This is a genomic window from Corynebacterium sp. ACRPF, assembly GCF_022347395.1.
Taxonomy (GTDB): domain Bacteria; phylum Actinomycetota; class Actinomycetes; order Mycobacteriales; family Mycobacteriaceae; genus Corynebacterium; species Corynebacterium tuberculostearicum_D.
In genome coordinates this window covers 1-13,448 of the sequence record NZ_JAKRNB010000022.1, presented here as the reverse complement: position 1 = coordinate 13,448, position 13,448 = coordinate 1, and the positions used below count along the sequence as shown (strand labels likewise).

Sequence of the window (13,448 nt, the reverse complement as noted above, 5' to 3'; positions counted from 1 at the left end):
AGAGGCGCCGCTATACCTTAGTTCTGGAAGTCGATGACAACGCGCGATGGGTCCTTCAGATACGTCACGGAGTAGGCGGTCTTCTTCTCTAGACCGATAATGAGCTGGGTTTGCGCCTCAAAGGTGGTGGTGTAGTTGACTGCACTGACCACCCCGGCACCAGGGGTAGTGCCTGGTTGCATGTACTTTTCTTTTAGCTCTGGGGTAGAAGGCCACGGTGTTTCCTCAATGCCGAGGTTGAGGAAAGTATTTCCTTGGACCTCGACTGATTTTCCGGATGCCTGTTGGGCGGGGCTATCGGTATAGGTCGTAAACCAGCCCGGTTCACCTTCGCCCTCTAGGTCGATGACGACTCGGGTGAAGCCATCGTGTGCTCCCACTCGCACACCCGTGGGGATGAGGTTTCCGAGCCCCTCCGGCATGTGCTGTTGGTCCTCGAGCGAGGCCGTGCCCATACCGGCGAATGCCAGTGGGGCTGAGTCCTGGGGGAGCTTCTGCTTTTCTGCATCCGCTGCAGAGGTACTGCGCGGGGCAGAAGTAGCGGCGGGGGTAGCGGAGGAGGTCTGAACTTCAGCGGTGTCGGTAGCTGACTGAACCTCACTGAAAGTTGGTGCGCCTGCCTGCGTAGTTTCTTCATCGGAACAAGCGGCAAGTGCTAACGCGCATCCTGCACTGATGGCCACGGCGAGAGGGCGAGAGAAAATTGAGGGAGACAAATTCATCACTTCCTTGGTGCTTACCGTGTCGTTACACCCATTCTACTGGGGCAGATGGGACAAGCATTAGGAAGTGATGCAATTGTTAACCCATGTGAGAGGGGAGGGTGCGGCTACTTCTTTAGTTCAACCAGCTGAATAAGGTTGCCCACGGTGTCATCGAATACAGCGATGATGGACGGGCCAACATCGGTGGGCTCCATGGTGAACTTCACGCCCTTGTCACTGAGCTCTTTGTATTCTTTTTCCACATCGGCGGACAGGAACTGCGTGACCGGAATACCGTCAGCTTTGAGTGCTGCGGCGTAGTTTTTGGCGGCGGGGTGGCCCTTCGGTTCCAGAAGCAGCTCGGTATTTCCCTCATCTTCAGCATTGGTGACGGTGAGCCACCGAAAATCGCCGTGAGTTACATCATCCTTAACTCGGAAGCCAAGGGTATTGACGTAAAAATCGTGAGCGCGGGCAACGTCGTCTACAGGAACGGAAGCGATATATATCTGCATGCCCGCCATCCTAGTGAGAGTGAGGGGGGCATCGTCGGAGAGCGCAAGTCCGTTCCAAGGAAGGCGAGGAATTGTGCAACCCCCATGCGCGTTAGGATGGGGAGAAAAGTACTACCGATGTGGCTGAAGAAGGAGAACACACCATGGCTATCAAGGTTGGCGTACTAGGCGCTCACGGACGCGTAGGCCAGGCAATCGTTGAAGGCGTCAACGCGGAAGATGACCTAGAGCTGGTGGCAGAAATTGGCCGCGATGATGATTTGCAGCAGCTTATCGACGCCCACGCAGAGGTCATCGTGGACTTTACCCAGCCAGATTCCGTAATGGGAAACCTGGAATTCTGCATCGCCCACGGAATCCACTGCGTGGTGGGAACCACCGGCTTTGATAAGGAGCGCTTGGCTCAAGTAGAGGAGTGGACCAAGCAGGACGGTGCCGGCAATGTCCTCATTGCGCCGAACTTTGCCATTTCTGCGGTGCTCACGATGGTGCTAGCTAAGCAGGCTGCGAAGTTCTTTGAGACTGCAGAGGTTATTGAATTCCACCACCCAACCAAGTTGGATGCACCGTCCGGTACTGCGATCCATACCGCTGAGGGAATTGCCGCCGCCCGCAAGGAGGCTGGTCTGGGAGACATGCCGGATGCTACGGAAAAGCAACTCGATGGTGCTCGCGGCGCCACTGTCGATGGCATTCCGGTACACGCGGTTCGCACCCGTGGCATGGTGGCACACGAGGAGGTCATCTTTGGTGCGCAAGGTCAGTCGTTGACCATCCGCCAGGATTCTTATGACCGCGCGTCCTTTACTCCGGGCGTGCTGGTGGGCGTGCGCCAGATTGCAGATCACCCGGGCCTAGTCGTAGGCCTCGATAAGTACCTGGGGCTTTAAGCCATGGCTAAAGCAAGTGAGCTAGATATTCAGCTCATTGCCGCAACACAGTTCCACGCCCCGCAGGGCGTGGAGTGGCACGCGGATGACTCGGCCTCTGATGGGGAAGCACTTGTCGAGTTCGCTGGACGGGCGTGCTACGAGTCTTTTGATAAGCCAAACCCCCGGACAGCAACCAATGAAGCCTACCTGCACCACATCATGGAGGTAGGCCATACTGCGTTGCTTGAGCATGCCACGGCCACCATGTACATCACGGGGCTATCGCGGTCGGCGAGCCATGAGCTCGTGCGGCACCGGCACTTTTCTTTCTCGCAGCTCTCCCAGCGCTTCGTTCACCCGGAGGAGACCGAGGTGGTTCTACCAAAACTGGTAGCCGAAGACGAGCAACTAAGTCGATTGGTAATGCAAGCGGTAGATGAAACCCGCTTTGTCTACGATGAACTGCTTAGCGCACTGGAAGAGAAGCTGGATGAGCCCAACGCTCTCCTGCGCAAGAAGCAGGCCCGTCAGGCGGCGCGTGCCGTGCTACCAAACGCCACAGAAACTCGCATTGTAGTCACTGGCAACTATCGCGCTTGGCGGCACTTTATTGGTGCACGGGCCGCCGAGCAGGCCGATGAGGAGCTCCGCCATGTTGCGGTGGAGTGCCTGAAACTGCTGCAAAGCAAGGCGCCAGTGCTCTTTGATGATTTCAATATCACCACTCTGGCTGATGGAACCCAGATGGCGGCAAGCCCCTACGCCTAACACGCGCGTGACCCCGATGCGGCTAATTGCAAGCCAAAAGGGTAATCTTGACGGCTATGAGCACAGGTATGACAGCAAAGACTGGCGTCGACACCTTTGGACGCATCGGCGTCGCCATGGTCACCCCGTTTGACCGTGACGGTGCGCTGGACGTTGCAGCAGGTCGTCGCCTAGCAGCTCATCTCGTTGACAATGGCGTTGATTCGCTCATCCTAGGTGGAACCACCGGCGAATCACCGACCACTTCAGTTGAAGAGAAGCTGGAGCTGCTCAAAGCCGTAAAGGAAGAAGTAGGAGACCGCGCAAAGCTTTGTGCCGGTGCCGGAACGAATGACACCGCAACCTCCATTAAGTTGGCTCAGGCCACCGCTGACGCGGGGGCAGACAGCCTGCTGGTGGTAACTCCGTACTACTCCAAGCCTTCTCAAAAGGGCGTTTACGAGCACTTTGCCGCAGTCGCGCAAGCCACGGATCTACCGATCTGTGTCTATGACATCCCTGGCCGCTCGGGCATCCCAGTGGCGCCGGATACCCTCCGCCGCCTTGCGGATTTGCCGACCATCCAAGCCGTAAAGGACGCCAAGGGCGACCTTCCTGCGGCCGCAGAACTCATCCAAGAAACCGGTTTGGCTTGGTATTCCGGTGATGATCCGATCAACCTGCCGTGGCTTTCCCTCGGCGCATCTGGTTTCATCTCCGTTATCGGCCATGTTGCACCGCGTGCCTTGGTAGAACTTTATGAAGCTTTCGACGCGGGCGATATGGCCCGCGCCCGAGAAATCAATGTCACTACGCTCCTTCCGCTAACCCATGCACAAGCTCGGTTGGGTGGAGCGACGTTTGCAAAGGAAGCCCTGCGCCTGCAGGGCATCGAAGTTGGCGATACCCGTCTTCCTATCACCGCTGCGAGCGGGGAGGAACGCGAGGAACTTCGCCGTGATCTGGAACAATCTGGAGTCCTCTAAGAATGAATGAACCCCGTAACCGTTCCCGCAAGGTGACCCGCAAGGCGGGCCCACCGGCGGAAAACGAAACCGCCTCCAACGAGGCGGCTTCGCCAGTTTTCCAAGCCCCAGCAACTGACGCGGGCAATTCCGCTCAGGGCGACAAGGATAATTCTGGCAAGAAGAATTCTTCCGACAACAACAACGAAGGTGGCGGCAACAACCGTCGCTCCCGTTCCCGTGGCAGCCGCGGCCGTGGCCGTGGTGGCAACGGCAATGGCAATGGCAATAACCACGGTGGAAACAATAACCACGGCGGCAAGAACGGCAATGGAAACGGAAAGAACGGCAACGGTAAGGGCCGCGGCCGCAACAACCGTGGCCGCCGCAACGTGCCCAAGTCTATGCAGGGCGCGGATCTGACCAAGCGCCTGCCGGAGCCACCGAAGCAGCCAAAGGATGCCCTGCGTATTTACGCTCTGGGCGGTATCTCGGAGATCGGCCGCAATATGACCGTCTTCGAGTACGGCGATGACCTCATCATCATTGACTGTGGTGTGCTCTTCCCATCCTCTGGTGAGCCAGGCGTGGACCTCATCCTGCCTGACTTCGGCCCTATCGAGAAGAAGATCCACAAGGTCAAGGCCCTCGTCGTTACTCACGCGCACGAGGACCACATCGGCGCTATCCCGTGGCTGCTCAAGCTGCGTCCGGATATCCCCATCGTTGCTTCCCGCTTCACCATCGCGCTTATTGCTGCAAAGTGTAAGGAGCACCGCCAGAAGCCGAAGTTCGTCGAGGTTAATGAAAAGTCCGACGTAACCTACGGTCCGTTCCGCGTGCGCTTCTGGGCCGTCAATCACTCCGTGCCGGATGCCCTGGGCATCATGCTGGGCACCCCAGCCGGCAATATCATCCACACCGGTGACATCAAGCTGGACCAAACCCCGCTGGATAATCGTCCAACGGATCTCCCCGCTCTGTCCCGCTATGGTGATGAGGGCGTTGACCTCATGCTGTGCGATTCCACCAACGCTACGGTCCCTGGTGTATCGGCATCTGAGGGCGATATTCCTGCCAACTTCAAGCGGCTCGTCGCCGGCGCTAAGCAGCGCGTAATCTTGGCGTCCTTCGCCTCCAACGTTTACCGTGTCCAGGCAGCTATCGACGCCGCTGTGGCAAACGGCCGCAAGGTGGCCTTCAATGGCCGTTCGATGATGCGCAACATGGAAATCGCAGAGAAGATGGGCTTCTTGAAGGTTCCACGCGGCACCATCATCCCCATCGATGAGGCTGCCAAGATGGCTCCGCATAAGACCATGCTGATTACCACCGGTACGCAGGGTGAGCCCATGGCCGCACTGTCGCGTATGGCCCGACGCGAGCACCGTCAGATTACCGTCCGCGATGGCGATACCATCATCTTCTCTTCCTCGCTCATTCCGGGCAACGAGGAGGCCGTCTACGGCGTCATCAACATGCTGTCCCAGATCGGTGCAAACGTCATTACCAACCAGGACGTAAAGGTGCACGCTTCCGGTCACGGTTACGCTGGCGAACTGCTCTTCCTGTACAACGCAGCGCGCCCGCGCAACGCGATGCCGGTGCACGGCGAATGGCGCCACCTGCGCGCCAATAAGGAACTGGCTATCTCCACCGGTGTGGATCGCGACCGTACGGTGCTGGCACAAAACGGCGTCGTCGTGGACCTGCGCAAGGGTCGCGCCGAGGTCGTAGGCCAGATGCAGGTGGGTAACCTGTACGTCGACGGCGTGTCCATGGGTGACGTGGACGCTGATACCTTGGCTGATCGCACCAACCTGGGTACCGGCGGCGTGGTTTCTATCACCTGTGTGATTGATAACCGCACCTCGCGCCTGCTGGAGCACCCAACGGTATCTACCACAGGCTTCTCCGATGATGACCGCGGCATCGTGCCGGAGGTTGCGGAGATGGTGGAAAACACCATGAACGATCTCGCCGCTGAAGGCGAGAATGATACTTACCGCATGGTGCAGAAGCTGCGCCGTAAGGTATCCAAGCTCATGGATTCCAAGTACAAGCGCGAGCCGGTCATTCTGCCGACCATCGTGCCGACGAATTCCGGTCCTTTGGTTACCGATGAAGAAGACGTTGACGCTTCTCGCGAGTCCCTGTAAATAGCACGGGTACCTCGCGCTAAGCGAAAGCAAGCCCCAGCATGCCAGCTAGCTCGGTATGCTGGGGCTTATGTCGTTTTCTTCTGCTGAGCGCGCCAAAATGGTAGCGCTATTTCATAAGCTTGGTCCCGATTCCCCTACCTTGTGCGAGGGCTGGACAACCCGGGACTTGGCCGTACATTTGTGGGTGCGGGAAAACCGCCCCGATGCCGCCGCCGGCATCTTCGTCAACGCGCTGTCCGGCCGGCTGGAAAAGGAATCACGTAAGGTGGCCGACCGCGACTTTGATGAGTTGGTTGATGACTGGGGGAGGGGACCAGCTGCCTATAACCCCGTCCGGTTCGTGGATGCACAGCAAAACTTTGTGGAGCACTTTGTTCACCACGAGGATATTCGCCGGGCTAATGGCATGGGCCCGCGCGACTTTTCGGCTCGCATCAAGCAGCAGATGCATAGCTATCTAAAGCTCTTGGCTAAGGTGGCCCTGCGCAAATCTGAACGTCCGGTGATTCTGCAGCCGGAAGGATTGCCGCGAATCGTTGCCGCAGATACCCATGGCGTGGCGGATAAGGGCGATGCCGTGGTCCGCGTTTCGGGCGAGGTAGGCGAACTCATCCTCTGGTCCTTCGGGCGTGATGCTGCTGAAGTCAAGGTTGAAGGTGATGCCGGCGCCATCGTAAAGTCAATTCTCTAATCTTGTTTTAGTTGCAGTTTCTTAGCTTTTGGGTGCGTGGGAAGCGTTCTCCGTGAGATTGTGGGGCCAGACGTTAGGGAAACGCGTGTGGTTAATGTGATTTATGGGGTGGCGCGGTTAAGGTAGAGGCATGTCTGTCAAAAATGCCTCTTCGCGCGGAACGCGCCGAAAGTCGAATCGTTCACGGCCGTCGGGCCGCAGCCGGTCCGGTGCTGGCATGCCGGAAAGCCTGGCTATGACGTCTTCGCATCGGCGCGCGGCGGCGACCTCGCAGGAACGTACGGGCAGTGCGTTTCGGGCCGTCGGCAAGGGCTTGGGCGTTGCCTTTGGTGCCACGGCCCGCGGCATGGGAAATATGGCGCGGGGCGTAAGCCATGGCATGGCCGGGCTCAAGCCCAGCGAAGACTTATATGACACCGAGGAGTACGAGACGACGAGGGAGCCGGAAGAAATTTCTGCACGCGGGGAGAAAAAGAAGAAGAGCAAGGTTACTCGGGCGCGCGATGTAGCCGCAGAAGAAGAGCTTTCTGCCATGGAAGTAAGCGAGGAAGAATCGCGCGGTATTCAGGTGAAAAATCCTGATGCGGTGGCGCTCGTTTTGATCGGCATTGCCATCGTGCTTGCGGCTACCGTCTGGTTTGGCGTTGCCGGCCAAGTAGGCGCCTGGGTGGGCAATATCGTCCGCTATGTCATTGGTGCAGGCGCCTGGGTGCTGCCGGTTGCGCTAGTGGCCTTGGCCATTGCCTTGATGATGGACATCTCTGGTCCAGCGGGGCACTTTAAGCCGCGCATTGTGGGCGGTATTAGCATTATCGTCCTTGCCATGCTCAGTTTGATCCACATCTTTGCTGGTACCCCTGAGCTCGGCTTTACCCCGGACAGCGCCGGTGGTGCCGGCGGTGTAATCGGCTACGCCATTGGCGGCCTTCTGGAGACGGCCTTCACCTCTTTCGTCGCTGTGCCGTTGCTTTTCCTCGTCATTATCTACGGCGCCCTATTGGTCACCGGCATTACTATCCGCGAGGCCTATGAGTTGGTGGCTGATGCCATTTCTGCGGCCTTTTCCCGCTTTGGCGGCGCGGACGAGGACTATTACGACGAAGAGGGCGATGACCTCTACGGCCACGTCACCGGCGATATTGATGACATCGCAGAAGGCCGTGAGCGCAGCGAGCGCCCAGCACGACCTGCAGCCAAGCGCCGTTCCTCTGAGCGTGGTGGCAGCCTGCGCGCTTTCCGACGCCCCACTGAAGACCCCGCCCCGCGTGGTTCTTCTTATCCGGTGGATTCCCCTGCTGCAGCAGAGGAGGAACATGCCACCCGCGCCTTTAGTGCACCAAAGCGAGGCGGGTTCCAGTCTGTGTCTAACGCGGCTGAGAAGCCGGTCTTTCGTGACATCGGCGATACCGATGAGATCCCGGTGGTAGACGACGCCGCTGCGTCGTCGCCGGAACAACCGGCTTCCGGGGATCCGGAACCGACCCGAGTGCTGGGCACTACTCGTCAACGCCCCACTTCCCCTTCTACCCGCTCGGCTACGGCAGCAGGTGCTGATGCTGGCACCGCCGCCGGTACCGCCATTGGCTCGGCCGCTGGTGCGGCTGCGGGCGCCGCGGGTGCTGCGGGAGCAGCAAGTGGTGCAGCAAAGACTGCTGCTGCGGGTGCTGCTGGTGCCGCTGGCGCTGCAGCAGCCGGTGCAGCTGCAGGCGCTGCTGGATCTGCGATGGAAGGAGGCGCTGATGCAGTATCGTCCGCGCACGAGAAGGCCCGCCAACTCTTCCGCGAGCGCTCCGGACGCGACGCTACGACCGGCGCACAGGTGGACTCCACCGAGCCTGCGGCCGAGGCCGCAGGGGACACGGGTACTTCTGCTGCTCCTGCACCGGCCGCACAGTTTGGCAACGAGAATTACGCGGTTCCCACTACGGACCTGCTGACCCCGGGCACTCCAGCAAAGGAGCGCACGGAGATTAATGACCGCATCATCGAAGCGATTACGGATGTCTTCGAGGAGTTCAAGGTCGATGCCCAGGTAACCGGCTTTAGCCGTGGCCCAACAGTGACCCGGTATGAAATCGAGCTGGGACCAGGCGTCAAGGTATCGAAGATTACGAACCTGCAGTCCAATCTGGCCTACGCCGTGGCCACGGATAATCTACGTTTGCTCACGCCCATCCCCGGCAAGTCGGCCGTCGGCATTGAGGTTCCGAACCCAGATCGTGAAATGGTGCACCTGCGCGAGGTGCTTGATGCGCCAAGCATGACCAGCTCCCCGGATCCCATGCTCATCGGTTTGGGCAAGGACATCGAAGGCGAATACACCTCGTTCTCGGTTCAAAAGATGCCGCACTTGCTGGTCGCCGGTGCTACCGGTTCCGGTAAGTCCGCTTTTGTGAACTCCATGTTGGTCTCGCTGCTTACCCGCGCCACCCCTGAGCAGGTTCGCCTCATCCTGGTGGACCCGAAGATGGTGGAACTTACCCCGTACGAGGGCATTCCGCACTTGATCACGCCCATCATTACCCAGCCGAAGAAGGCCGCTGCAGCCCTGCAGTGGCTGGTGGAGGAGATGGAGCAGCGCTACATGGATATGAAGGCTGCTCGCGTGCGGAAGATTGAGGACTATAACCGCAAGGTGGTCTCCGGCGAATACCAAGCACCGGCAGGCTCCGAGCGCGAGGTACGCCCGTACCCGTACATCGTCTGTGTCGTCGACGAGCTGGCGGACCTGATGATGACTGCGCCAAAGGAGATTGAGGACTCCATCGTCCGCATCACCCAGAAGGCGCGTGCCGCCGGAATTCACCTGGTCCTGGCAACCCAGCGCCCGTCCGTTGACGTGGTGACCGGTCTGATTAAGACCAACGTGCCTTCACGCTTGGCCTTCGCGACGTCCTCACTGACGGACTCTCGCGTTATTTTGGACCAGGGTGGCGCGGAAAAGCTCATTGGTATGGGCGATGGCCTCTTCATTCCGCAGGGCAAGCGTCCTGTGCGTATGCAGGGCGCATTCGTCTCGGATGATGAAGTCATGGCGGTTGTCGATGCCGCCAAGTCGCAGGCCGCGCCGAACTACACCGAGGGCGTGACTGAGGAGAAGCAATCCGAGGCCAAGCAGGAAATCGATGAGGAGATTGGCAAGGACATGGACGACCTCCTCGAAGCCGTCGAGCTGGTGGTCACCGCCCAGTTGGGCTCGACCTCGATGCTGCAGCGCAAGCTGCGCATCGGTTTTGCCAAGGCCGGTCGTCTCATGGACCTGATGGAATCTCGTGGCGTCGTCGGACCGTCCGAGGGCTCCAAGGCCCGCGAGGTCCTAGTGAAGCCGGAAGAGCTCGATACCATCATCTGGATGATCAAGGGTGCCGACCCTGCCGAGGCGCCAAAGGAAATTCAGGAGGAGATGCAACAACAGGAGCAGGATGATGCCTCCGCTACTTCCGATGCCGACTCTTCCGCAGGCTCCGATTCCTCCCCGCAGGGCGATGCTGGCGACACCCGTACCGTCCAGGCAACGTATAACCCTTCGACAGGTGCCTTCTAAGATCGTGTAGAGTTGGACGGGTCTTGGAGGGGAGTACCCCATCCTTCGGCATTGATCGTCAGCACGGAAGCGTTACGCTCCCGGTCGTGCCGGCCCAGCTGCAATTATCCAGCCGGGCGGGGGAGACCTCCGGTCACTTTGTTGTATCTTCGACCGGAGGGATGTACCAATGCATGTGCCATTGTGGATCTGGGCGATTTCCATCGTCGTCATTCTTGGATTCTTTGTTTTTGATTTCTACTCCCACGTGCGCACCCCGCACGAGCCGACGCTGAAGGAATCCGGGTTCTGGACCCTATTCTATGTCGGTATTGCTTTACTTTTTGGTGCCGGTGTCTGGGCCATATGGGACCACGAGCACGGCATCCAATACCTCACGGGTTACGTGACAGAGAAGGCGCTATCCGTAGATAACCTCTTTGTTTTCGCGCTTATCATGGGCGCCTTCAAGATCCCGCGTAAGTACCAGCAAAAGGTATTGCTCATCGGCATCGTTATTGCCTTGGCATGCCGCCTGGTGTTTATCCTTTTGGGTGCTGCGGTCATCGCGGCATGGTCCGATATCTTCTACCTGTTCGCGATTTTCCTCCTCTACACAGCTATCAAGCTCATCGTCGATGAGATTCGAGATGCTCCTGAAACCGATCCCAATGACATGGGCATCATCAAGCTGATCCGCAAGGTAGTCCACGTCACCCCGCGCTACCACGGCGATAAGCTCACGCACCGCGTGGAAGATTCTTCGGGCAAGCGTAAATTCGCGTTCACCCCGCTATTTATCGCGTTGGTGTCCATTGGTCTTATCGACGTGATGTTTGCCTTTGACTCCATCCCAGCCATCTACGGCATTACCTCAGAAGCGTTCTTGGTCTTTACCACCAATGCCTTCTCCCTCATGGGCTTGCGCCAGATGTACTTCCTGCTGGATGGCCTGTTGGATCGCTTGGTGTACCTGCCCTATGGTTTGGGCATCATCTTGGGCTTCATCGGTGTGAAGCTCATGTTCCATGCGCTGCATGAGAATAACTTGCCGTTTGTAAACGGCGGCGAGAACGTGGAGTCCATCCCAGAATTTTCCACCATTACCTCACTTATCGTGATCGTGGGCGTCCTGGTTATTACGGTTATCGCCTCGATTATTAAAAACAAGCGCGATGAGAACCAAGGCGGAGTACCGGTATCGCACAATCACTTCGACTGGGACGAGGAAGGCAATAAGATCGTCCGCAACAAGAAGGGCGAATTCCTGGGCAAGGCCGAAGACCTGCCCAAGGAAGAGCTACCACACTAGAAACGGGCGTTGACGGGATTCCATTCGCGGAAGCTGCGGCCGGTGATGCAGCCTGCCTGGTAGAAGGGGTCTTTGTCCATGAGGGCGATGGCGTCGGCGACCACGGCGTCGTCGGCAAGCCCCACGATGATGAGCGCGCCGCCCTTGGAATCCGTCAAGGGGCCGGTGGCAATGATGGTGCCCTCCTCAAAAAGTTGCGCGGTAAACTCGCGGTGCGCGGGGCGAGCCTTAGCAATCTCAGGATTATTGGGGTTGTAGTCGTAGCTAACAGCAAAATACTTCATGCTTCGCATTTTAAAATGCAGGGGCATCCAAGCGCAGGTGCTTGGTGCTAACAGGTAGTATGTATAACGTGAATCAACCCGGAACACAGTCAGCGCAATCCTCGGATGTGAATCCGCAGGTGTCCAATTGGAACCTGCCAAATATTCTCACCAGCCTGCGCATTCTTTTCATTCCGGTTTTCGCATGGCTAGTTATTGCCGGCCATCAATGGTGGGCTTTTGGCCTATTCGCGGCCTTAATGCTGACAGATAAGCTCGACGGGGACATCGCACGTGCCCGTGGTCTTATCACCAATTTTGGCAAGATTGCTGATCCCATCGCGGATAAAGCGCTTATGACTACCGCACTGGTATGCCTCAACATCATTGGAGTGCTGCCAGTGTGGATTACCGTGGTCATTCTCATTCGAGAGTTCGGAATCACCATCTGGCGTATGGTTTTGTTGCGCCGCGGTAAGGTCGTGCCTGCTTCGAAGGGCGGCAAGCTGAAGACTGTATTGCAATCCCTAGCAGTGGGGCTGTACCTGTGGCCGTTGCCGGAGTGGATGAACGTACCTACCTTCTTGGTGATGCTCTTGGCCGCAGTGGTGACCGTGGTTACCGGCGTCCGGTACCTCATCGACGGCAAGAAGCAGAATAGCTAGGCAGTTCATGAGCACCACGGCGTCCCGCCTCGTATCTGAACTCACCGAGCGCGGCGAAACTTTGTCCTTTTGTGAGTCGCTTACTGCTGGGTTGGCCAGCGCCACGGTGGCTTCTGTCCCTGGAGCTTCGGCTGTGTTGCGCGGAGGGCTTGTAACATATGCCACCGATGTGAAATCCCACTTTTTGCATCAATCGGTAGCCGATATCGAAGCAGCCGGTGTGGTTTCTGGGGAGACTGCCCTTGCAATGGCGCGCGCGGCGGTGGCAGAAACCGCCGCGGACTGGGGGATAGGCCTTACCGGAGTGGCAGGTCCAGACTTACAAGAAGGCAAGCCGGCGGGCACCGTATATATCGGCATCTATTCTCCTGACAGAGTGGCATTCTCCCAGTTGCTATCCGGATTAGGCAAGGAGCGCAACGAAATCAGAGAGGCCACGGTCGCAGCCGCCTTGCGGCTCCTGGGCTCAACTTTGGAAGAAAATCCGGCACTGCGGGAACAATAACGAGACAAGGAGCGTTGACCATAGTGATGAACACTTCTACTGCTGTCCTCGAACACCCGGTAAACGGCGCTGTTGCACCAGCGGCGCCCGCCACTGCTCGTACCCCTGAGCCGCTTTTGCGTGAGGCTCTTGGGTTGACGCTGCGCGCCTTCCGCGCGGACAAGGGAGTAACCCTGCGCGAATTGGCCGGGGTGGCCCGCGTATCGCCGGGTTACCTTTCGGAACTTGAACGCGGCCGCAAGGAGGTCTCCTCTGAGCTTCTTGCGTCCGTGTGCCACGCGCTGGATTGCTCAGTCTCGGACGTATTGATTGAAGCGGCCGGTTACATGGCCCTGCCCTCCATGGATGAGGAGCTTGCCCATACGGCACCTGCCGCATCAGAGCTTTAGCCCATAGCGGTCTATGTGGGTTAAGTAGCAAAAAGTGTGTCTGAGTTACAGTGATCTTGCTGCTCAGGTTGGGTAAATCGGGCGGATATAAGGTCTTGGTGCTTATATCCGCGCGTTTCGTGTTCAATCCATCGG

General features: G+C 58.3%; 13 protein-coding genes. 10 read left to right on the top strand and 3 right to left on the bottom strand.

Translation table 11 applies throughout. From position 1 onward, the window contains the following. Positions 1 to 17 precede the first annotated feature (17 nt). Together MHX61_RS09755 and MHX61_RS09750 are read right to left on the bottom strand one after the other, a co-directional pair. Positions 18 to 722: an AMIN domain-containing protein gene (locus tag MHX61_RS09755; protein ID WP_239194486.1), complete on the bottom strand. Its 705-nt coding sequence runs from the start codon at positions 720 to 722 to the stop codon at positions 18 to 20. Positions 723 to 829: 107 nt separating this feature from the next. Then, a complete protein-coding gene (locus MHX61_RS09750; protein WP_239194439.1) occupies positions 830 to 1,219 on the bottom strand; it encodes a VOC family protein in 390 nt (129 codons plus the stop codon). Positions 1,220 to 1,362: 143 nt separating this feature from the next. On the opposite strand from MHX61_RS09750, the gene dapB reads away from it, so the two are divergent. The 7 genes from dapB to MHX61_RS09715 all read left to right on the top strand — a co-directional run bounded on the left by dapB (position 1,363) and on the right by MHX61_RS09715 (position 11,491). Next, complete coding sequence (gene dapB / locus MHX61_RS09745; protein WP_200435522.1) at positions 1,363 to 2,109, top strand: 4-hydroxy-tetrahydrodipicolinate reductase; 747 nt, start codon at positions 1,363 to 1,365, stop codon at positions 2,107 to 2,109. A 3-nt stretch (positions 2,110 to 2,112) separates the two neighbouring features. Beyond that, positions 2,113 to 2,859: an FAD-dependent thymidylate synthase gene (gene thyX, locus MHX61_RS09740; protein WP_150851383.1), complete on the top strand. Its 747-nt coding sequence runs from the start codon at positions 2,113 to 2,115 to the stop codon at positions 2,857 to 2,859. Between the two features lie 56 nt (positions 2,860 to 2,915). After that, positions 2,916 to 3,824: a 4-hydroxy-tetrahydrodipicolinate synthase gene (gene dapA / locus MHX61_RS09735; RefSeq protein ID WP_200435524.1), complete on the top strand. Its 909-nt coding sequence runs from the start codon at positions 2,916 to 2,918 to the stop codon at positions 3,822 to 3,824. Positions 3,825 to 3,826: 2 nt separating this feature from the next. Beyond that, complete coding sequence (locus MHX61_RS09730; protein ID WP_239194438.1) at positions 3,827 to 5,962, top strand: ribonuclease J; 2,136 nt, start codon at positions 3,827 to 3,829, stop codon at positions 5,960 to 5,962. Between the two features lie 58 nt (positions 5,963 to 6,020). Continuing rightward, positions 6,021 to 6,656: a TIGR03085 family metal-binding protein gene (locus tag MHX61_RS09725; RefSeq protein WP_239194437.1), complete on the top strand. Its 636-nt coding sequence runs from the start codon at positions 6,021 to 6,023 to the stop codon at positions 6,654 to 6,656. A 217-nt stretch (positions 6,657 to 6,873) separates the two neighbouring features. Beyond that, positions 6,874 to 10,200 carry a DNA translocase FtsK 4TM domain-containing protein gene (locus MHX61_RS09720; RefSeq protein ID WP_370658418.1) on the top strand — a complete coding sequence of 1,109 codons (3,327 nt, stop codon included), beginning with the start codon at positions 6,874 to 6,876 and terminating at the stop codon, positions 10,198 to 10,200. Positions 10,201 to 10,369: 169 nt separating this feature from the next. Then, positions 10,370 to 11,491, top strand: a complete 1,122-nt coding sequence (locus tag MHX61_RS09715; protein WP_239194435.1) for a TerC family protein — start codon at positions 10,370 to 10,372, stop codon at positions 11,489 to 11,491. On the opposite strand, the gene MHX61_RS09710 is transcribed toward MHX61_RS09715, so the two are convergent. Further along, positions 11,488 to 11,775 (bottom strand): YciI family protein, encoded by a 288-nt coding sequence (locus MHX61_RS09710; RefSeq protein ID WP_204608652.1) that lies wholly within the window; start codon positions 11,773 to 11,775, stop codon positions 11,488 to 11,490. The two genes, MHX61_RS09715 and MHX61_RS09710, sit on opposite strands and share 4 nt — an antisense overlap. A gap of 59 nt (positions 11,776 to 11,834) precedes the next feature. On the opposite strand from MHX61_RS09710, the gene pgsA reads away from it, so the two are divergent. Genes pgsA through MHX61_RS09695 form a run of 3 tightly spaced genes read left to right on the top strand, consistent with a single transcriptional unit; the run spans position 11,835 to position 13,313 of the window. After that, on the top strand, positions 11,835 to 12,419 hold the full coding sequence (gene pgsA / locus MHX61_RS09705) for a CDP-diacylglycerol--glycerol-3-phosphate 3-phosphatidyltransferase (protein WP_239194434.1): 585 nt from the start codon (positions 11,835 to 11,837) through the stop codon (positions 12,417 to 12,419). A 7-nt stretch (positions 12,420 to 12,426) separates the two neighbouring features. Continuing rightward, the gene (locus MHX61_RS09700; protein ID WP_239194433.1) at positions 12,427 to 12,924 is read left to right on the top strand and encodes a CinA family protein; all 498 of its coding nucleotides are present in this window, start codon (positions 12,427 to 12,429) and stop codon (positions 12,922 to 12,924) included. A 26-nt stretch (positions 12,925 to 12,950) separates the two neighbouring features. Continuing rightward, positions 12,951 to 13,313 (top strand): helix-turn-helix domain-containing protein, encoded by a 363-nt coding sequence (locus tag MHX61_RS09695; protein WP_005325127.1) that lies wholly within the window; start codon positions 12,951 to 12,953, stop codon positions 13,311 to 13,313. Positions 13,314 to 13,448: the final 135 nt, after the last annotated feature.